Genomic DNA, 18,808 nt, shown 5'->3' with positions numbered 1-18,808 from the left:
ACGAACCTAAGCTGTTGAAGCCGTGGGATCTTCGGCTGCCAACGCAACAGCCTCTTGTGCAAGTTGCGCAGAGAAGCGGCAGCCCAATCCGTTGGCGGCCTCGGCCAGAATAATGCGGCTCTGGGCCGCCAGGCGGGCGACGAGGGGGGCGCCAGTCGGGCTGTAGGCGTCATAGAAGACCGCCCTGCGACCACCTCCACAATCCACGTGCCGAAGCGTCGTAACGGGCTGCGGTCGATGCTCCGCGAGCCCGCAAATCAGAACGCCATACTCTCCGCGCATTTTTGAGCGGTCGATCAGTTTCGTGTGCATGCCTCCGCCTGGCTGCGTGAGCTCAATCGCGATAGAAAATGCCATTTGGGGGCTTGAGTTTGTCGAGATCGGCCACTTTGCCCTCGGGCGGGTTAAGGGCGCGCTTAAGCACGTTATATTCAGCGCGGGTCGGTCCTCCGGTTGAAGCACGCTGGAACACCAAGTAGAGTGTCCGCCGCGAACGATTGCTTTTGTTCGGTCGTGAGTAGTGCGGTGCGTAATCGTCGAAGATGAAGATGTCGCCAGCCTTCCATACTACGGGTTCCCAGGAGAACATTTCGGCGACTTGAGGATCGATCACCCCACCGGCATCCATGGGAAACACCCCCTTCTTGTGGTTGCCGGGGCTGAAGAAAAGCCCGCCGTTTTCCGGGTCGGAGTCGTCGATGCCTATCGCAACCACCGCATGGACCATCCGGTCGGGGAGTTTGTGTGGAATGTGATAAATGTCCTGATGCGGGAGATAGCCGCCGCTGTCGGGGTAGTGGAAAATCAGCAACTCCTTGAGCCTGCGCGAATCTTCGCCAAGCAAATCCTCGACCGCTGACTTTATGCGCTGATCTTCTAAGAGCAAACGACGCAATGGGTCATGGAAGTCGAGAAAATTCTCGATCTTGGAGATGATCTTTCGATTGTCCGTCGTCTTCTCGAACCATATGAGCCATTTATCATCGCTGACATCCCAGCGTGACATATCTTCGACAAAAGTAGAGATATCTTCCTGGGCCGCTGGAGCGAAGAACCTTTCGAGCCTGACGTATCCGTCTTTCTGCCACTTTTCTCTTTGTGCATCAGTCAACATGCGAAAAGCCTCCTGTTGGAAAGACTGGTTGGTCGGACATCCCAGTTAGGGCAGTCGGGCGCTGGTCAAGTTGCGGGTCCACGGAGACGGACTCACGTCATGTGGGACGGCGATGCCAAGTGCGTTCCGCTCCGGCGGATATTGTCCGCAGAAGCTCGGCGCGAGACTGCCTATGTCAGGCTCAGCCGGGTCCAGGGGTTCCGTAAACTGGGCCGGATCAATCGCTTCACCCGATCCAGCCACGACACGCATCGCTAAAGGCCGGCACCATCCGCTGACCGCCGACCCAGCGATGGCCGCCAAGACCACGGCGCTCTTTCCAGTGAGCGCCCTGGTACGGTCTTGACAACCGTAGGGGAAATGCACGCCCCCAGAATAATGCGATGCGCCGCTTGGTCCAAGGGCTTGTTCGGTCACGGTGATATCGGAGAAGCCTCCGGCCCTCGCCGCAGCGGAGGCGGACATCATTCCTAAGATGCCACCGCCGATGATCAAAAGTGTACGAGTCATATCCCGCTGCCCATTTCTTCGGCTGCGGGGGCGGGCCATCTCTCGATCGAGGTATGGCTGATGAAGCCAGGATGCTCGGGGTTCGCGCATGGCGCGCGCCCAAGAAGGCTATCGAGGATGCGGCGCGCGCGCCAGGCCAGCAGGCTTAGGTTCGGATCGGCCAGGCCGCGCTGCCCGAGGCTCGCGTTTTGTACGAAGATGCGTCTGTCACGCGGTCCGTCCCAGCTCACCGAAAAATCCTCGCGAATAGCTAATTCATTGTCGATCTGCTCCAGCCGGTGCGCGATGGGTTCCAAGAAGTCTGGCACCGCGTTCTCGTAACCGGTGGCCAAGATGACGATGTCAGCCGTGACTTCTTCGACCTCGACCATGCCGTGCTGCAGGGTCAGCCTATGACCCGCGCCGGCGTTGATGCAGTGCGAGACGGTGCAGCCCGGCCGCAGTGTGATGTCGGATCGGTTTGGCTCGAAAAATGCGTGGCGGTACAGCGCCTGATAGATCGCGCGCAACGTGCTTTCCGAAATGCCGTCCGAGGCAAGCACGAAACGCCGCAGGAGCAGCTTACGCTGCGACTCGCTCATCGCCGCGAAACGATCCGAAAAGCAGGGCATGAACAACTCGTTTGTGAACGGGCTGTTGTCCAGAGGCAGATAGTTTTCGCGCTGCGAGACCCAGGTGATCGAGGCAGGCCGCCGTTCTTTCGGCAGGCCGACAAGATGCAACATCACCTCGGCTCCCGACTGGCCTCCGCCAACCACGCAGACATGCTTTCTCCGCACCTCAGGGTGGATGTGCAGTAAAACAGATGAGTGGAACAGGTTGCGTCCAATCCAGCCCTGAAACTGAGGCGGGATTTGCGCCTGCTTGCCAATGCCAACCACGACGTTTCTGGCGCCGAGAACTGCGTTATCGGTCCGCACCCGAAACGCGCCGTCAAAGCGGATTTCGTGCACGGTCTCGCCGCCATGGACAAGTGGGTTCCTGTGGAAGGCCCAGTTCAGGTATTGCTCGAACTCAACTCTGAACACAGCCTCGAACTGTGCGTTCAGGAAGTGGTACAGACGCCCGTTCTCGTGCAGGAAGTTTACGAAAGTGTAGGCTGATCGTGGATTCACCAGCGTGACCAGGTCCTTGAAGTGGCTGACCTGGAGCTCCGAGGAATCGAATGCGATGCCTGGATGCCAGCGGAAGTCGACCTGCCGATCCAGGAACAGTGCCCCTTGCCCAACTTGCTCGTGTATCTGACACGCAAGGCTCAAATTAGACGGCCCAGCACCGACCCCAACGCAAGATAACTCCACTTGCTTTCCTCCTATAGAGTCTTCCCAGTAGGCGGCTTGTTCGCGGCGAGTATCGCCCATAGCCATTGGGCCCCTCGCGGACGTTTTCGAGCCCCGGTCCCGACCGGATTTGCGAGAATTTGTCCAGCGCGTTCGGGTAGTCGAATGTGGACCCGAGCATTCCAGCGCGGTGACAATCGATGGGTCATGCCGGCGACGTGGGCAACGACGTATGTCCTTTCCGCCCGTCTGGATGCCCGCGTCGCCGTCACGCGAGGAGCTTTCCAGGTCCATTAAGGTGTTTGAAGCCGGCGCAATCGCCCGCCTCGACCATGACGCGCCGGCCTTTCGGCGGCTTGATGGCAGGCGAGAGCGCGGTTTTCACTGCGGCGACGGCATTTTCGGTGCGCATGATCATGGAGGAGGTCTCACTGATGCGTTCGCAGAACCCCATGCATGGGCCGTGCCAGAGAAGGAAAATTTTATTTAACAATGGCTTGGCGGATCTGCGATCCTGTCGGAAATCCGACATTGAGGGACGCCTCACGGCGGCGCTCGAGTTGCACGTCGATGTCGCCTTTTTCCGAATAGCTAATCGGGCACCTTCTGCACCAGAATACTTCTCTTATGGAGACCAGCACGACGTCTTCATGAACGGACAGTGCAGAACCTCTGCCGGACAGATCGCGATGTTCCTCTCCCATCGAGGTCGGCAGTTGCAAGAGATGCCAGATCCTTCGCCCTATCGTGCCGTTGCACTGGCTCGATCCCGACATCCTCCGAGGCCGCGATCATGAAGAGTGAGGCAATCTCATGTCCGGCGCGAGGCCTCTCTCGGGGGGAAGCAATTCTCTATGTTGGTGTCGATCGATGCTCTTGATGAGATGGTTGCGGATGGGCGCATGCCCAGACCTAAGCGCATCAATGCTTTGCGCGATATGGGACCTTCACCAACTGGATTGTCGAATCTCTGGAAAGATAGCCGGAAAACAATTGCGTTATGGCCACTCTGCCGGTTCCAAAAGCACGTGTGCCATTCGGTCCCTGCGACTCAATCCAGGCGGAGGGATGAGGCCGCAAAGCAGCCTTTTGCGCGCCCACCGGTGGGCCAAGATGGAGCCATCGTAAACGCAGCTATTCGATGATCGCCGCCGCGGAGTCTTCAGCCTGTGCCGCGCCCGACACCGGCGACGTAGTGGTCGTCGATGACCCCGTCGCCGATGTCGATCCGAAGCTCGGCAGTTTCGCGGTGAGCTTCCACTGCTTATTCCGCAGTGCCCACCGAGTGGCACAGGAGCACAGGAGGTTCTATCAGGCGGTCACGGCTGCACTCGTTGTCGGATCTTCGACGATGTCGGACATGAGATACAGCGCCATCAGGGTGATCGCATTGTTCTGAAATGATTTTCTCATTTGGCACGACACCTGCAACGCAGTCCGCAAAACGCGCTGCGGCACGGAAAGAGGAGAAATCATCCCATGATCATGCGCGCCGAACATGCGGTCGCAGCGCGAAGTAAACTGGGCATGAGCGCTCCGCCAATATCAAGCAATTCGAGCAAGATTTTCGTAATTCAGTCCACATTTCTGAAGCAAGGAGAGAATATCATGGCGAGAAACCAAATGCGCGCGGCGCGGGGAGTAACAGCGGCCGTTGTCCTCATTGTGATGGGACAGCAAGCCGTCGCGGCGGACCTTGCGCAAGCGGCGAGCGTCCCGCAGGCGGGAGCCTCGGTCGCGGAAGCGCCAAGCCCTTGGCAGATCCGCCTGCGTGCGTTGGGGGTCGTCACTGAGGATTCGGGCTACGTCAATGCAGTGCCCGGCTCCGATCTTTCGTATTCGAACACCGTGACGCCGGAACTCGATATCTCCTATTTCTTCACGGACAACATCGCCGCCGAGCTCATACTCGGCAGCACCTATGCAAACATCGGGGGCCAAGGTACGATCGGCGGGCTGGGCAATATCGGCAAGGTTTGGCTGCTGCCGCCTACGCTCACATTGCAGTATCATTTTACCGATTTCGGCGCGTTCAAGCCCTATGTAGGCGCCGGCGTGAACTACACGATCTTCTATAACCAGGGTGCCAGCCGTGCCGATGCTCTCAAGGTTAAGAATACGTTCGGCACCGCGCTGCAGGTCGGATTCGACTACATGGTGGATCAGCACTGGGGCGTCAACTTCGACGTGAAGAAGCTTTTCCTCAAGCCAGACTTCGACGTCACGGTCGACGGCGCGAAGCTGACGGGAAAGGCGGAGCTCGATCCCTGGTTGATAGGCGCAGGTGTCACCTACCGCTTCTAACAACGAAAGGTGAAGGCGGCTGCTGCTAGCCGATCGGAAATGAAGGGCGCCTCGTGCGCCCTTTTTTACGGTCGTCCCTGCAGGGCGACACTTAAAGAAAGCCGTGGTTTACGGGCGGCCGCCCTCCTCCAGCGGACCAAGAAGGTACCCCTGGTCAATGCGGCCTCGACTAACGCCTGAAATGGACGTGCTTAGATGCGCTTCGGATCAGGATGGCTGTTGGGTATTGTTGATGGGAGCGGACGTCATGTCAGAGCTATGCGCCTGCGTAAGGCGAGCACGGAGCTCCTCGACGCCGACAAGACGCCTTGTTCAGCCATGCTGCGACAGCTGCTGTTCTTTTGCTGCAGGAGCGTGGCTGGCGCCCCGTGGACGCATTCCTCGGCAGGCCCAAGGCCTGCCTTTGCGCTGCCCCATGGCTTGACCCATGGCACGGTGCCGCGCTCCAGTTCGGCAATGATGCGGTCGGTGATTTCCTGATAAAGGCTGGCGCCGGGGCGCCCACCCTTGCCTGCGCCAACCTCTGTGCTGGCACAACGCTTGCTGTTTGCACGCATGTCTTATCCTCCGCCACCAATCGCCGCGCCTTTCCCCGGAAGATCCCATGGGTGGTGGAGGCAGCGCTCGATCCCGATCTCGCGTGCCTGCCCCGTGAGTGGGGTGGGCGGCAGAACGCGACTGGCTTGGCTCGCTGAACGAGGCAGGCTGCACCCGAAGGGCCGGAACGGAGTGGAGGATGTGAGCGGAGCGAACATTGCGGCCTGCCGCAGCGGGCCTAGAAAGGAGCGTCGCCCACCCCGCGAGCGGGGGGCAGGCAACAACCAAAACCACATCGCGAAGCGATGACCGCAGCTGTGATCAACTCGCTTTGACCGGCACATTGCTCATGAACAACTTGGAGGGACAGAACACATGAAGGCTGAAAACGCGACTGAGATTGAAACCGATGCCGTCCATACGACACTCGGCGCTATCTTCCTGTCCCTGGAACTCAGTCGCTCGACCTGGTTGGTGACAAGTTTGTTGCCGTGCAACGGAGAGAAGATGTCAAAGCGCATCGTCAAGGCAGGCGATACGGCCGGATTGTTCGACCTTGTCCGCCAGCTGAAGGCGACAGTTCGGCGCAGAACGGGCCGTGACGTGCCGGTGATCGCAGTCCAGGAGGCTGGCCTGGACGGCTTCTGGATACATCTGATCCTTGAGCGTGATGGCATCGAAAGCCATGTTGTTGATGCGGCATCCATCGCCACCTCACGCAGGAAACGCCGGGCGAAGACAGACAAGCTGGACGGCGAGACCCTCCTTCGCGCCCTGCTTGCCTACAAGCGCGGCGAGCCGCGGGTCTGCGCCATGGTCGTTCCGCCATCGCCCGAGCAAGAGGACCGAAAGCGCAACAGCCGTGAGCGACGCGCTCTCATCGCGGAGCGGATCAAGATTGTGAACCGGGTCAAAGGGCTCTTGTTCTCACAGGGCATCATTGGATTTGAGCCGCTGAAGCGGGACCGGCGCACTAGACTGGAAGAACTCAGGACCGGAGACGGTCGTGAACTACCGCCGAATCTCAAAGCGGAGATTGTCCGTGCACTGGACCGGATCGAGCTCGTGCTTCGGCAAATCAAGGACGTGGAGGCAGCGCGCGACGAAGCGGCTCGCAAAGAATGCGAGCCTTCAAAAGTCGCCAATGGAATGTCGATGCTCAAGCAACTGCGCGGCGTGGGAGCGGACTTTGCCGAGGTGCTTTGGTCCGAGGGACTGTATCGCGAGTTCGCGAACCGAAGGCAGCTTGCCTCCTATGCCGGTCTGACACCGACACCATGGCAAAGCGGATCGATCAGCCGGGAACAGGGCCTATCGAAGGCGGGCAATCCGAGGCTGAGGACGGTGATGGTGCAATTGTCGTGGTTCTGGCTCTTGCATCAACGGCGATCGGCTTTGGCACAATGGTTCCAGGAGCGGGTCGCGCTCGACGGTGGCAGGCGCCGCAAGCCGGCCATCATTGCGCTGGCGAGAAAACTTCTGATCGCGCTGTGGAAGTATGTTCATCATGGTGCTGTCATTGAGGGCGCTGTCATGAAGCCGGCATGATCAAAGTACTTTCTTCCATCCGCCGGGATTGATCGCTCCCGGCCGATCCGGGGCGAACGAACCTCCCACCCCACTTGGCCCAAAATGCCGCCCGGAAGATTGATCGCGTTCCCCTGAGCCTTACCGACGAAAGCGGGATGTTGGTGCAGCTGCCACTGTGCAGCGACCGTATGTGAGTTTGGACCGGTGTTGTCACCGCGCCAAGACGACAGGCTCGGACCTTGGATCACAACGCATTGAGGTTGATATGCGAAGACAGCCTTGACGACAAAGTCCCCATGTGAGCGGGGTGGGCGGCGAGTCGGGACCGGAAAGGCCCGCCGTGGTAGGCGGACCGCATCCGAAGGACCGGAACGAAGAGCAGGACCCTGAGCGGCAGCGAAGGGTTGCGGGCTGCCGCGGCGGGCCTAGAAGGGAGTGCCGCCGATCCCGCGCCACCGGGAAAGGCCAACAGACAAACCGCGCCGCCCGCAAGGGCGGCGGCCGTCACAGCCCGAAGGGCTGCCCACGCCAAGGGGCGAAGCCGAATGGCCGAGACCGCCTGAGCTTGCCGAAGAAAAGGGGGCTCGGTTCACGAGCACCTGGTGCGCGCCAAGGCGCGCGGGCGCTCCTGTCAGCAGCATGAATGCCTGGAAACCTTCTGGTCGAGTCTCATCAACCGCGGTTTCGTCCCTGCTTCCAGATCTATTCAGAATGAGGGTTGAGTAAATCGGCCGGCTCGATTCCGAGCACTCTGGCGAGTTTTGCCACCATATCAATGCTGGCGGCATAGACCGGCGCTCAAGTGCGCTGACATATGTTCGGTCGACGCCAGCCTCATGCGCCAGCGCTTCCTGCGACAATTTCTTTTTTGGCGCTGCCTACCCAGATTGCCGGCAAAGACCTCTCGGATTTCCATGCACGAGAAGCACCTCTTGTTGAGGATTTCACCACGCAGGATTCTCTACAAAAATCAGAGACAACAAAGGGGAGCGGCTGCACGGCATTACTTTAGCGAGGGCAAATCCCGCTGATCCGAGAACTCAAGGACGTAAATCGTGAAGTTTGACACCCAAACAAAGTGCGACGCCACCTATAGGTTACGAGAGCGACGCATTTGTGCCAGAAGCTCGCAAGGATCAATATCGAGAGCCTCGGTAACGTCGAGAAACTCAATTACGTCCAGCCGACGTTCACCACCCTCATACTTGGCCACGAAGGATTGTGGGCGGCCCAGCATATCAGCAACCTCGGTCTGGGTGATCCCTTTGGTTTTGCGCGCCGCAATCAGCCGTTTTAGCAGCCGGCGCTGGCGAGCTGATCGAAGGGATTTCGGCATCAGACCAACCGGCCAAGAAAGGAACCGGCTCACCGACTAATCCCAGTTTCCTATTATCCCATTTTAGGATATTGTGCCGTGCGCGGGCGCGGAATAGGTCTTGAGACATGAAATGGTAGACAGATTGTTCCAACCTGCTGTTGCCGACGAGGTCCCGTGGGCGGAGAGCCTGACCGCTTACGACGATGAACACTTCACGACATATTTGAAGCTCATAGACGCATGCGCCGACAATGCGAGCGAAGAAGAGATGGCGCAGGCGATATTGGGCATCGATCCAGTGCAAGAGCCAGCGCGCGCCCAAAGGGCGGTTCGCAGCCATCTCGCGCGCGCCCACTGGCTGGTGGTGGCGGGGTACAAAGAGCTGTTCTCTGGCCAAAAGGCCTGATGGTGACAGTCGTTATAGAAGAAAACGCTTATAACCACCGTTCATGAGCCAGCGCCCGCGTCTGACTGCACGGCGGACGCTGTCGCGAAGATGGTCACCGGGGTCGGCCCAGTCCTGCTCGACGCGGGCTCTGCCGAAGAGGGCAAGGCCGATTTCGCGGTGTGGTGCGCCAGCGATGGAGCCGTCGAGCGCACGCAGGACGCGGCGCAACCGCGAGCAACGGGGCTCGGTCGGAAAGAATCCTGGTTGCAGCCTGCCGGTCCAACAGAAGCTGTTCAGACATTCCAACGAGTTCAGTCGTTGCTTCAGTTCCTCTGCCGACCAGAGGACGATGTCAATCGCACAGCATCGAGGATGCTGACGCCTGAGGCAGCCAGCTGCAAGCTCCTGCCACTGTCCTCGACAAGGACGTGCTGATGCCCATCCTGCGTGACGAGTATGGAGATGCGGCAGGAGTGCGCGGCGAGATCGAGCACGTCGACCCCGCGCGGTCGCGCCGCCATTTCGGCAACAACCGGTAAAACATGCGGACATTGCCAGGGGCACCAAAAGACGCTCGCATCAGTTCCTTTCGAGCTTGCAAAACAGAAGGCCCCACCGCGAGAGATCAACAGTGTTCCACGGCAGGCTGATAATATCCACGGACCGGGTGTTCGCGCGGTCGGCACCGAGCAGCGCGTTCGCCAGATCCTTCTGGAAGTCCGGATTGCGCCTAAGGAATTCCCAGGCCCAGCCTCGGCTGGTCAGCCGCTCGACATAGCCATAGTCACCATCATCTTGCCTGTCCGGCCAGGCAGGGCCAGGTCTTGTTTCGTCCATTGCATCATTTCCAGAAAGGGTTGGATTCCAGGCTCAGGCGATCTTCATGACCGGTGTCCACAGCACCGGGCCCTTGAGCCCGCCATTGCGACGGAGGGCTTCCAAGCTCTCTGTCGAGACGTCGAGATATCCCGCAACGGCACGTGTGTTGCCAATTGTTTGCGGATCGGACAACCGTTCGAGTGGCCAGCCGGCGCGACGCAAGATCCGCTCTATGCGCAGATCGGTTACGGTGACGATGCTGCGCAGACCGCGTGACAACCCAAACTCGACCATTCCGGCAAACAGCTCGTAGGTGCCAACTGCGATGCCCGCCTGTTTCGGCGCGGAAGGCGGCAGATCAAGGGCAAAACGGCTGCTTTCCCAAACCCGCGGATCTTCCGGCGCTGAACGGTCAGCAAGAAGAGCGAAGAAGTTATCGTGCAGCATCGTCGGTCCGGTGGTCGGCAACAGGCGCACGCAACCGTCGATGCGCCCGGTGGGCGAACGCAGCAACAGGTAGTGGGGACGAAGCGCGTCGAACGGATCGACCTCATAGCCGCCGCTGAACGAAACGTCCCAATCAAGTCGATCCCTGAAGACGCGATACCGCAAGCGGTGCATCTGCTCGAGCTCGTCGCTGAACTCAGCGTAGCAATCCGGCGTGATCAACTGCATCATAATGGCCTTCTCCCTCGCATGGATAACACCTGCGATTGAAGGCAAGGGCCGGAGTTGATACAACCTGTGTATGTGCCCAGGTTTCGGAGATCAGGTGAAGAGAGATGGCCTGGATAGTGCAAGCCGAACGGCTGCCTGAATAACCGTCTTCACGCCAAGCTTCATCCTGGCGTTATCCCGATGATAGGCTGCGGTGTGCCGACTGATTCCCAAGATGCGGCCGATCTCCCACGCCGTCTTTCCGCGAGCCGCCCACTTCAGACACTCGATTTCCCTTCGCGATAAGGCAACGCCATCCACGATCCTGCCGTCGGCCAACTTGCGACAGGCATGAAGATGGAAGAAGACCGCGATGAGCTGCAGCACGCGGTCATATCGGTCAATCAGGCGGAAGAACAGTGGTCGCCTTTCATCCGAGGCGAAGGTCAGTGCTGCAAACGTACCGGTGCTGCCATGGATAGGGATCGTGAAGCCGCAGTGAATGCCAAATTGCGTCGCCTCATCCATCAATTGTCGCTGCTGCGTCGACAGTTCGAGATCAGCACCGTGCGCATCCCAGTTGAATGGTTCCTGACCACCACGCGCCTGATGGATAACCGGGTCAATCTTTTCATACCGACTGTGAAGGTAGTGAGATGTCCAGGATTGAGGGTAGGTGGAAATCAGGCGCACCTTGCGGCCCTTGCCAGGCGAAGGGAAAAGATAGGCAAAAGACGGCAAATCGAGCGAAGAGGCAATCTCCCCCAAAGCGTTGCGCAGGTCCGTTGCGTCAGCGCTGTCTGCGATTTGCTCGACAAATCTATGAAAAACGTCTTGCATAGCTAAGCTGCAGTGAGTTCGCCCACGGCTTCTGGCCCCACATATCGGAGCCCAGACGGGTCGACCGAAGCGCAGTCATTCAGGAAAGTGGGCCCGGCAGGAGACTGAGCTCCGTGCCGGGCCGGTGCGCCTTGGGAGGGCGATATGTGCTTCGACGATGCTCTTGTCGACACCGAGATCTTTCCAGCGTCATCTTCTAGCAGCTGACAGTTGTCCTCTTGGTTTGCACTTCATTACGGTCGGGCGTCGTTTGCGGGCCTGTTGAGACTATCTCCATGGGGAACTCACTCTCAGGGTATGGTTGCACAGTTGCACATCAGCGGCAGCCTGAGAGAGCGTCTCCTTTATGATTTTTGCAGCGGCCTATGGTCCTCACCTTCGGCACGCCGCGCTGAGAATTCGCGCTCGGTTTCGCCCGGGTTTGCGCCCCAGTAGTGACGCCGGCGTAAACGATCTGCGGCAGCGGCAGGTCCATATGGCCATGGTAGAAGCTCATGCCGGTCATCGAGCCAGACACAACGCTGCAACCGTGATAGCCGCGCTCACGCGAGATGATCTTTTTCTTGTTCGGCTTGCCACGCAGATTGTTGTAGCGCCAGACGAGCTTGGCCTGAGTCTCGTTGGCATCCGGGCCGGACATGCCGTAGAAGACCTTGCTCATCTTGCCCGCCGCCGTTTTCACGAGGCGATCAGAGAGAATTGCAAGTTCGTCTGTCGTATGGGCCGCATAGGAATGGTAGTACGCCAGACGAAAGGCCTGGCGTGAAATCGCGCCAGACGAAAGGCCTGGCGTGAAATCGCCTCGGCAACTTCGGTACGACCGTACCCTACATTCACGCAATAGAGGCCGGCAAAACCGTCGATCAGCTGGTTGCCGTGCGCGGCCTGGATGCGAATACCCTTGCCTGTCTCGATAATGGTGGGATCGCCGAGCTTGCCTGCGGCGAAGTCCTTGAGCTGCGTGAAGGGATGCAGGACTGAGTTTCTGTCCTTGTCGCTGATCTCTCTGATGATGGTCATCGTTTATTCCTCTCAGGCAGCGATATTGCCAATGCAGACGTATTTGGGTTCAAGGAATTCAGCGAGGCCATGTCTTGAGCCCTCGCGGCCGAGGCCGGACTGTTTCCAGCCGCCGAAGGGTATGGGGGCACCGGTAAACTTAGGTGTGTTGACGGCGACCATGCCGTATTCTAGCCGGTCCGTCAGCCGCATGGCGCGGTTCAGATCTCTGGTGTAAACGTAAGCAGCAAGGCCCATTTCCGAGTTGTTGGCCCGGGCGAGCACTTCCGCCTCATGCTCGAACGGCAGGATAGCCGCCACAGGGCCGAAAGTTTCTTCCCTCGCAATCAGCATGTCGTCGGTGACGTCGGCGAGTACTGTGGGCGTGACGAAATTGCCACCTAGCGGACTGTCCTGATCTCCGCAGACGATGCGTGCGCCGGCTGAGATTGCCTGCGCGATCTGCAGGCGGCACTTCTCGGCGACAGATGGACGGGTCATCGGGCCAATGTCGGTTTCCTCTTCGAGCCCATGGCCCACCTTGAGCTTTGCGGTTGCGGCAGCAAATTGTTGCACGAACCGCTCATAGATGCCTCGCTGAACGTAGATGCGGTTTGCGGCGAGGCAATCCTGGCCCGACGTGGCGAATTTCGCGCTGATGCAGCCTGCGACGGCTGAATCCAACGGAGCATCTTCGAAAAGAAGGAACGGCGCATGACCTCCGAGTTCCATGGAGGCTTTTTTGATTGTCGCCGCGGACTGTTCAAGAAGGATCCGCCCGACTTCAGTCGAGCCCGTAAAGGAGAACGCTCGCACCTCGGTGTGTTCCAACAATCGCTTGGCCAGCGGGGCTGCTTTGCCTGTGATCACCTGGAAAACGCCGGCCGGGGTGCCAGCCTCTTCGGCTAAACGCGCCAAGGCTAGCGCGGACAGCGGTGTCTCCGGTGCGGGCTTTACGATCATCGGGCAGCCCGCAGCAAGAGCCGCACCCGCCTTGCGGGTAATCATTGCCGCAGGGAAGTTCCACGGCGTTACTGCAACGGTCACGCCAATCGGCTGCATCTGAACTGACATACTCGAGCCAGGCAGATGACTCGGAATTGTTTCGCCATAGGCCCGCTCCCCCTCCCCCGCGAACCAATCGAGAAAGCTAGCCGCGTATGAAATCTCGCCGCGGGCCTCTGCGATCGGCTTGCCTTGCTCGGCTGTCATGATGACCGCCAAGTCGTTAAGGTTGCCGCGCATTCCCGCAGCCCATCTGCGCAAACATGTGCCCCGTTCCGAAGGAAAGACATTGCGCCACTGCTGAAATGCAGCTTTCGCGAAATAAACGGCGTTGTCCACGTCGGACACATCGCAGGCTGCTACCTGTGCCAGCTCTTCGCCCGTGGCAGGATCCGCTACGGCGAGTCTTTCCACCTTTGAAAGCCAAGCGCCATTCACAAACGCGCGTGTTTGGAGAAGGTCAGACCTTCTGAGACGTTGTAATGCTACTGTTGCGGGCCCTTTCATCCGTAACTCCAAATCGAGCGCTCGACTGCACTAATAATGACCGAAGAGAGAATACTAAAATCCGGCAACTGGTTTGAACCACAAAACTGGCGCCGCGAGAGTCTTGGGGCGGGGCGTTTTGGTGCGTTAAAACGGAAACTCGTTTCGATTTATTTTGTGTCCGCCCTTGGATATTCCGATGGCGAAAAACAGCGGGAGCGCAAAACCGATCACGACGGCAGGCACGATGAGCCGCTAGAGGAACAACGCGTGACGGTTGAAATCAGGACGAAGCCCATCTCTTTCGCTTACGCTCAGCTGTTGTCGAACTCTGGCACCCATTCTCAGAGACATCGCCGGAACCTTTTCTCCTGTCGCAGCGTGAGCCATTCGGACTTTCCGCGAAGTTCCCATCTGCCATCCACGTTGCGCACGGATCGCGTCAATGAGCCGACTATAAGCTTGACCACCTGAAAACACAAGCTGTATGTAGCTAAATTCGTTTTGCTGCATGACCACAGTGGCACAGAAATCTTTAGCCCGCTCCCGCGCGCTCCCGTGGTTATTAGGCGCCTCACGATACGTTTTGATGGGCGGGAGAGCACTTCCGCTTCAGTCCAATGAACAGACAGGCGTATAACATTCTGTGGTCGTTGGAGTGCGAGAAACTATGGCAAAGCAAGAATCCAGCGTGCTAGACCTGCAGTCCACCTGCCGAGATTTTCGTTTTTATCTCCTGCCCGCCTTTTCACTCCCTTAGATCCCGAGTCAGAGCCAGACCAATCAGTCGATATGGCTGCGAACCGCGTTGCGGGCGCGAACTGGCTCCTGCGATGGTTCGATACCCAGTTTTCTCCGCGATCTCTTTTTCACTGGCAAGAGCAGGATCGCCTCGGACTGGGCGTCCAAGGTGATGCCGCGGCGTGGCTTGCTGAAGTGCGGCAGATGCTCGTCGACCGGCCGGAAGGACCGGTTGCCATCGACCCAAATATCTGCGGATCGGAGCCAATCTCGCAAAGCCGCTAGCGTTGCAATCTCAAGCCGGCGCTCGGGCTTCTCCTGCCCGAAGATGAGTTTTCGCTCGGCCTGGCTGAAGGCGGCCTGATCGGCAGTATCAGACACTTGCCAGGCGAACCGGACTTGCGCCACGCTTCGCTACTGGGATTTTCTCGACGAAAACTAGCGCGCCGATTGTCTTCTGGCATATGTGGCGACGGCACAGAGGAAAGCCAAAGCAGCGGTGTCACACGCCGTTCGAGACGGTCCTTTTGCAAACAGTACGGCATCCGCCATCGGGAGCGTCAGGCCATGCTTTTTGGCGAAGGAGGTAAGCTCATAAGGCTGATCGTCATCTTGATTGCGAATACCAACTTCGTAGTCCATCGATCTTTTCCTCCCGGGTTCCAACCATCCCCTCTTTCAGCCCACAATGATATTAGCTGCCCATGGCAGGTTCTTGTAAAGGGCATCTTCTTCGAAAATGCCCAAGTGGGTCCATAGCTCGCGAGGCCAGCTGCTCCGTTTCAGCAGAGCCTGCGCGGATTCCTCTTTCTTGGCAGATCCGGTCATGGCGCCCGGCCCAAGTAACGCCTTCGCCCGTGCGATGTTTCGATATGATCCTGTCGTCGCTCCTTTACTCCTCCAAGATGTGATGCGGACGCTGAATGCGGCGCACCCTCCTCCCGAGACGCATTTCAAATCAAGCCCGCTGCCCCCTCCGCCCGGTAGCGGCTTCTTCTTAGTATGAGCGGCAGTTTCGGGGCATGGGCATTGCATCGCCGTCTAGGCAAGGCGAATGCTCCGGACTTCCCAGCCTTTCTTGCCTTGCCCGCATTCGACAAACACCTTCTGTCCCGCCACCAGCACGCTGAGCCCTGAGCGCGTCAGGGCGCTGGCATGAACGAAGACGTCCTTCTCACCGTTGTCAGGAGCAATGAAGCCGAAGCCCTTTTCGGGTTTGTACCACTTGACCGTGCCCCCGCTCTCCAGCTGCGCACCGGTTTCAACGAAGGTCCCTCCAGCGACGCGCGTATGTGACGGAGTTTTCGCGCGGTGATCGCCGATCTCCAGCACCTGCGCGACTTGATGACCTTTTGGACTTTTTTCGACCGTCACCTTGAGAGGCCCCGCGGCAACATCCCGGCTTCCTGCCGCCTCTAACACTCGCACGTGCAGATAGGCCTCCCTGCCGTCCGACAGTTTGACGAAGCCAAAACCCTTGCTGACTGTGAACCACAATACCTCCGCATCGACAGGATCTGCCGTCACGGTCGGCGGGCGCTGAAAATAGCTTGGCTCGGAGGTCCGTTCCGAAAAGGAAACGGGGTCATCGTCATAGCGATGCCGGCGTGGCTCGCGATGGTCTCGATATTTGCCCATGATCATCTCGACTGGCATGGATGGCGCACTGCGCTACCGTCAAGATAATCTCAATCGGGCGACGCGTTTATGTCAAAGGCCATGATGGCCGCAGCTGTGCCCGGCTATCGGCCGAACCCTTTGAAACTAGATTCATTCTTCTGAGACAATAGTGCCGGCGAGTCGATTTACTGACTCGCATAGGTTGTGTTTGGGTGCGAGTGCGATGATGCCGGCGCGGGCGAACTGGAAGGGCTTTATCAGGCATTGCGGAAAGCCTGCTCCGGGTTTTCTTCAAAAGGAACCGAAGTCGACGACCATCAGCGCCGGCTCCAGGCCACGGCGCAGGCCTGACCGTGTATGATCATCATTTTGAGCGTCACGCCCAGCGTCGACGCCAAGCCGCGGAGAACCATGCCGCGCTGTCGCCGACGAGAACAATGTCGCAATGTCGGTCGACGAGCTTTGGAATCGGCGCACTCAATGGGCGCGTCCTTCCCGGCGTTACAGATCGCGGGTGTCGCATTTGGCATGCAGGTGCGAAAAGCGTCCTGTGATGAACCTGCCATGCCGTCCGGACACTCCACCGTAGCCTGGACAGTCTCATCGATCAGCCTGAAGGCGAGCGTTGCGTCGCGCTATGGGCCTTCGGCACGAGCGCGTCGGTCGTCTGATCAGGCGCGCCAATTGCGCCGAAAAGGTCGAAAAGTTGGCTCACATGGATTCCGGCCGACCTCGCGATCTCGGAAACCTGGCCTCACCTTTTGTCGAGTTTGTCGAGGTCGCGACACCGAAGTGGCGCCGCCCCGTTTTTATACACTTCGGCTTAACTCATTGATCTAACGGGAGGAACTGCCTAAGCGCGGCCTGGCGTCCGCAGTTGGCATAACTCTTGAAACTCTCAAGTCGCGGCTGATGGGTACATTCAGCCATACCCTCAGGGGGCAGTATTTCATTTAGGAATGTATCGACATGCCCCGACGACTTCCAAGCAAGCGCAAACTAGACGATCGCCAAAGGTGTACCATTATCGGTGCCGATCTTCCAGAAACGGAAATCTTTTGTGGCGACTTGTTGATACAGTCTTTATCAGGGTCCCCGCGTTCGATAGGCTGCATGTACTACTATGATGACACGGGATCAGCGCTGTTTGAGCGGCTCTGTAAAGAGGATTCTTACTACTTATTCAGGGCCGAGCGGGAGATACTGGCGCAGTACGCCAAGCCGATTGCCGATATGACAGGCCCTGCCTCTCTCGTCGAGTTGGGGTCTGGAAACGCGCAAAAAACGAGGCTGTTGATCAACGCCTACGTGGAGAACCACGGCCCAACTTCTTACGCCGCTATCGACGTCAACCGTTCAATTCTGGAGAAGGCGGCCGAAAACCTCCTTTCAATGACACCTGATTTGAACTTTACGGGCATCATTGGGGTCTACCAAACCGGATTGAAACAGGCTGCCACGGTCATGGGCCCAAAGCTTTTAGTTTGCCTCGGCGCCTCAGTGGGAAACATGTACGATGATGAATTGCACGATCTGCTTCACTCTGTACGCACGTTATTCGCTCTCGGGGACTATTTTTTAGTCGGTATAGACTTGGATAAAGATTCGAATATCTTGGAAGCAGCCTATAATAACCAAAGTGCTATACTGACTAATCTGTGCGTTCTCCAGCATTTAAATTGGCGCTTCGATGGAAATTTTAATGTCTTCCAGTTTCGACACGTAGCATTTCACAATAAATCTCTCTGCCGAATGGAGTCTCACCTGGAGGCCATGCAGCCCCAATCCGTCAATCTCGAGAAACTCGAATTCTCACTTTGCCTAGAAAAAGGAGAGATGATTAGGACGGAGATCATGCGCAAAGTCAATCTACATACATTTAATGGGATACTCATGAAGCATGGCTTGAACCCGGTACACCATTGGACGGATACTGAGCGAAGATACGCCGTATGTTTGTTCCAAATTGTGGATAGGTAGGAGAAGGTTTAAGCTGAATCATTCTTAAGCGAGGTCGCGCTATGTTGGAGGAGAGCAAGTTCGGAATTCCATCACGATTACCTGTGAGCCCCTTGCAACGGTTCCTGGCTAGAATTAAGAGTCCTGCTGGAATTCCCTTCGGGCTGCGCGTGCGAGTCTGCCGCATGCGCACAAGAATATCCACACCGTCTCGTCGATGGATCGCCAGCGCCTGAGTGCGCTGACCGGGATCGCAATGCACGGCCGAAGCAGGTTTGGCGCACCGAGATCATTCTGTTGAGCAGCGACGGCGTGGGGACCGTCGAGCTCATGCGGCAAACCGGCAAGTCCAAGACCTGCGTATTGTCGGTAGCAAATCAAGTTGTCCGGGTTTGGTAGCACATCATTTGTCCGCTTCAGTTTTGCGTCGAAGCGGTTCACGCGGCTTGCCCGGTGCGGCAGGTTTCTTGGATTATGGCGCCGTCGGGCGTGTATCGGGCGATGCGGCGGGGCCCGTGGAAGACGGCGAGCGTCCCATCAGGGTATTGCCTGACCTTGACCGCGGCTTTGACGAAGTGATGTCGGATCGGGCTGTGCGGGAGTTGTAATCGCATGCGCGCGAAGGCGACTGTGTTGTCGCGGGCAACGACGCGCTCCTCCTCGATGCACAGGATCTGGGCCAGTTGCTGTGGGTCGGCGGC

Annotated in this window: 18 protein-coding genes and 5 pseudogenes; 5 read left to right on the top strand and 18 right to left on the bottom strand. The window is 58.3% G+C overall.

The window, feature by feature from the left end:
- Positions 1-6: 6 nt before the first annotated feature.
- From NKH98_RS24145 to NKH98_RS33015, 4 genes are all read right to left on the bottom strand, one after another.
- Entirely contained in the window at positions 7-312 is a 306-nt protein-coding gene (locus tag NKH98_RS24145; RefSeq protein ID WP_352902315.1) for a hypothetical protein, read from the bottom strand.
- Positions 313-334: 22 nt separating this feature from the next.
- The gene (locus NKH98_RS24140; RefSeq protein ID WP_352902313.1) at positions 335-1,114 is read right to left on the bottom strand and encodes a phytanoyl-CoA dioxygenase family protein; all 780 of its coding nucleotides are present in this window, start codon (positions 1,112-1,114) and stop codon (positions 335-337) included.
- 506 nt (positions 1,115-1,620) lie between these two features.
- Positions 1,621-2,991 carry a lysine N(6)-hydroxylase/L-ornithine N(5)-oxygenase family protein gene (locus NKH98_RS24135; RefSeq protein WP_352902420.1) on the bottom strand — a complete coding sequence of 457 codons (1,371 nt, stop codon included), beginning with the start codon at positions 2,989-2,991 and terminating at the stop codon, positions 1,621-1,623.
- A gap of 181 nt (positions 2,992-3,172) precedes the next feature.
- Positions 3,173-3,436 (bottom strand): hypothetical protein, encoded by a 264-nt coding sequence (locus NKH98_RS33015; RefSeq protein ID WP_502894311.1) that lies wholly within the window; start codon positions 3,434-3,436, stop codon positions 3,173-3,175.
- A 1,091-nt stretch (positions 3,437-4,527) separates the two neighbouring features.
- Here NKH98_RS33015 and NKH98_RS24120 point away from each other — a divergent pair.
- Entirely contained in the window at positions 4,528-5,208 is a 681-nt protein-coding gene (locus NKH98_RS24120; protein ID WP_352902416.1) for an OmpW/AlkL family protein, read from the top strand.
- Between the two features lie 358 nt (positions 5,209-5,566).
- On the opposite strand, the pseudogene NKH98_RS24115 reads toward NKH98_RS24120, so the two are convergent.
- A pseudogene (locus NKH98_RS24115) lies at positions 5,567-5,765 on the bottom strand (ArdC-like ssDNA-binding domain-containing protein); the annotation flags it as partial.
- Positions 5,766-6,120: 355 nt separating this feature from the next.
- Between NKH98_RS24115 and NKH98_RS24110 the strand changes: the two are divergent.
- Entirely contained in the window at positions 6,121-7,293 is a 1,173-nt protein-coding gene (locus NKH98_RS24110) for an IS110 family RNA-guided transposase (RefSeq protein ID WP_352902307.1), read from the top strand.
- 684 nt (positions 7,294-7,977) lie between these two features.
- Here NKH98_RS24110 and NKH98_RS24105 read toward each other — a convergent pair.
- Together NKH98_RS24105 and NKH98_RS24100 are read right to left on the bottom strand one after the other, a co-directional pair.
- Positions 7,978-8,191: pseudogene (locus NKH98_RS24105) on the bottom strand (helix-turn-helix domain-containing protein).
- 174 nt (positions 8,192-8,365) lie between these two features.
- Positions 8,366-8,644 carry a helix-turn-helix domain-containing protein gene (locus tag NKH98_RS24100; protein ID WP_352902304.1) on the bottom strand — a complete coding sequence of 93 codons (279 nt, stop codon included), beginning with the start codon at positions 8,642-8,644 and terminating at the stop codon, positions 8,366-8,368.
- Between the two features lie 79 nt (positions 8,645-8,723).
- On the opposite strand from NKH98_RS24100, the gene NKH98_RS24095 reads away from it, so the two are divergent.
- On the top strand, positions 8,724-8,999 hold the full coding sequence (locus tag NKH98_RS24095; RefSeq protein ID WP_023803403.1) for a DNA -binding domain-containing protein: 276 nt from the start codon (positions 8,724-8,726) through the stop codon (positions 8,997-8,999).
- A gap of 12 nt (positions 9,000-9,011) precedes the next feature.
- Here the strand turns inward: NKH98_RS24095 and NKH98_RS24090 are convergent, their stop codons facing one another.
- The 10 genes and pseudogenes from NKH98_RS24090 to NKH98_RS33010 all read right to left on the bottom strand — a co-directional run.
- A complete protein-coding gene (locus tag NKH98_RS24090; RefSeq protein WP_352902300.1) occupies positions 9,012-9,287 on the bottom strand; it encodes a DUF2285 domain-containing protein in 276 nt (91 codons plus the stop codon).
- A gap of 273 nt (positions 9,288-9,560) precedes the next feature.
- Positions 9,561-9,818, bottom strand: a complete 258-nt coding sequence (locus NKH98_RS24085) for a transcriptional regulator domain-containing protein (RefSeq protein WP_352902297.1) — start codon at positions 9,816-9,818, stop codon at positions 9,561-9,563.
- Positions 9,819-9,851: 33 nt separating this feature from the next.
- Positions 9,852-10,478 (bottom strand): acyl-homoserine-lactone synthase, encoded by a 627-nt coding sequence (locus NKH98_RS24080; RefSeq protein WP_352858248.1) that lies wholly within the window; start codon positions 10,476-10,478, stop codon positions 9,852-9,854.
- A gap of 90 nt (positions 10,479-10,568) precedes the next feature.
- A complete protein-coding gene (locus NKH98_RS24075) occupies positions 10,569-11,297 on the bottom strand; it encodes a LuxR family transcriptional regulator (protein WP_352858251.1) in 729 nt (242 codons plus the stop codon).
- Positions 11,298-11,677: 380 nt separating this feature from the next.
- Positions 11,678-12,317, bottom strand: a pseudogene (locus tag NKH98_RS24070) (aminotransferase class III-fold pyridoxal phosphate-dependent enzyme); the annotation flags it as partial.
- A gap of 12 nt (positions 12,318-12,329) precedes the next feature.
- Entirely contained in the window at positions 12,330-13,808 is a 1,479-nt protein-coding gene (locus tag NKH98_RS24065; RefSeq protein WP_352902293.1) for an NAD-dependent succinate-semialdehyde dehydrogenase, read from the bottom strand.
- Positions 13,809-14,570: 762 nt separating this feature from the next.
- Positions 14,571-14,936 (bottom strand): hypothetical protein, encoded by a 366-nt coding sequence (locus tag NKH98_RS24060; RefSeq protein WP_352902426.1) that lies wholly within the window; start codon positions 14,934-14,936, stop codon positions 14,571-14,573.
- Between the two features lie 30 nt (positions 14,937-14,966).
- Positions 14,967-15,170 (bottom strand): hypothetical protein, encoded by a 204-nt coding sequence (locus NKH98_RS24055; protein WP_352902290.1) that lies wholly within the window; start codon positions 15,168-15,170, stop codon positions 14,967-14,969.
- Between the two features lie 399 nt (positions 15,171-15,569).
- On the bottom strand, positions 15,570-16,172 hold the full coding sequence (locus NKH98_RS24050; RefSeq protein ID WP_352902287.1) for a cold-shock protein: 603 nt from the start codon (positions 16,170-16,172) through the stop codon (positions 15,570-15,572).
- Positions 16,173-16,408: 236 nt separating this feature from the next.
- Positions 16,409-16,626, bottom strand: a pseudogene (locus tag NKH98_RS33010) (3-methyl-2-oxobutanoate hydroxymethyltransferase); the annotation flags it as partial.
- A gap of 491 nt (positions 16,627-17,117) precedes the next feature.
- Between NKH98_RS33010 and NKH98_RS24045 the strand changes: the two are divergent.
- Together NKH98_RS24045 and NKH98_RS24040 are read left to right on the top strand one after the other, a co-directional pair.
- Positions 17,118-18,128 carry an L-histidine N(alpha)-methyltransferase gene (locus NKH98_RS24045; protein ID WP_352902284.1) on the top strand — a complete coding sequence of 337 codons (1,011 nt, stop codon included), beginning with the start codon at positions 17,118-17,120 and terminating at the stop codon, positions 18,126-18,128.
- A gap of 196 nt (positions 18,129-18,324) precedes the next feature.
- A pseudogene (locus NKH98_RS24040) lies at positions 18,325-18,470 on the top strand (IS630 family transposase); the annotation flags it as partial.
- 74 nt (positions 18,471-18,544) lie between these two features.
- Here NKH98_RS24040 and NKH98_RS24035 read toward each other — a convergent pair.
- Positions 18,545-18,808: hypothetical protein (locus tag NKH98_RS24035; RefSeq protein WP_352902283.1), on the bottom strand; the 264-nt coding region annotated here is incomplete at its 5' end.

This window comes from Mesorhizobium sp. M0833, from assembly GCF_040319905.1.
Classification (GTDB): domain Bacteria; phylum Pseudomonadota; class Alphaproteobacteria; order Rhizobiales; family Rhizobiaceae; genus Mesorhizobium.
This window is presented reverse-complemented; position numbering and strand designations above follow the sequence as displayed.

What these genes read in the sequence shown, in the direction of transcription:
- NKH98_RS24080 (WP_352858248.1), bottom strand. Translation starts at nt 10,478, where the DNA reads ATGATGCAGTTGATCACGCCGGATTGCTACGCTGAGTTCAGCGACGAG.
- NKH98_RS24095 (WP_023803403.1), top strand. Translation starts at nt 8,724, where the DNA reads ATGGTAGACAGATTGTTCCAACCTGCTGTTGCCGACGAGGTCCCGTGG.
- NKH98_RS24135 (WP_352902420.1), bottom strand. Translation starts at nt 2,991, where the DNA reads ATGGCTATGGGCGATACTCGCCGCGAACAAGCCGCCTACTGGGAAGAC.
- NKH98_RS24140 (WP_352902313.1), bottom strand. Translation starts at nt 1,114, where the DNA reads ATGTTGACTGATGCACAAAGAGAAAAGTGGCAGAAAGACGGATACGTC.
- NKH98_RS24055 (WP_352902290.1), bottom strand. Translation starts at nt 15,170, where the DNA reads ATGGACTACGAAGTTGGTATTCGCAATCAAGATGACGATCAGCCTTAT.
- NKH98_RS24050 (WP_352902287.1), bottom strand. Translation starts at nt 16,172, where the DNA reads ATGATCATGGGCAAATATCGAGACCATCGCGAGCCACGCCGGCATCGC.
- NKH98_RS24065 (WP_352902293.1), bottom strand. Translation starts at nt 13,808, where the DNA reads ATGAAAGGGCCCGCAACAGTAGCATTACAACGTCTCAGAAGGTCTGAC.
- NKH98_RS24075 (WP_352858251.1), bottom strand. Translation starts at nt 11,297, where the DNA reads ATGCAAGACGTTTTTCATAGATTTGTCGAGCAAATCGCAGACAGCGCT.
- NKH98_RS24085 (WP_352902297.1), bottom strand. Translation starts at nt 9,818, where the DNA reads ATGGACGAAACAAGACCTGGCCCTGCCTGGCCGGACAGGCAAGATGAT.
- NKH98_RS33015 (WP_502894311.1), bottom strand. Translation starts at nt 3,436, where the DNA reads ATGTCGGATTTCCGACAGGATCGCAGATCCGCCAAGCCATTGTTAAAT.
- NKH98_RS24145 (WP_352902315.1), bottom strand. Translation starts at nt 312, where the DNA reads ATGCACACGAAACTGATCGACCGCTCAAAAATGCGCGGAGAGTATGGC.
- NKH98_RS24110 (WP_352902307.1), top strand. Translation starts at nt 6,121, where the DNA reads ATGAAGGCTGAAAACGCGACTGAGATTGAAACCGATGCCGTCCATACG.
- NKH98_RS24045 (WP_352902284.1), top strand. Translation starts at nt 17,118, where the DNA reads ATGCCCCGACGACTTCCAAGCAAGCGCAAACTAGACGATCGCCAAAGG.
- NKH98_RS24120 (WP_352902416.1), top strand. Translation starts at nt 4,528, where the DNA reads ATGCGCGCGGCGCGGGGAGTAACAGCGGCCGTTGTCCTCATTGTGATG.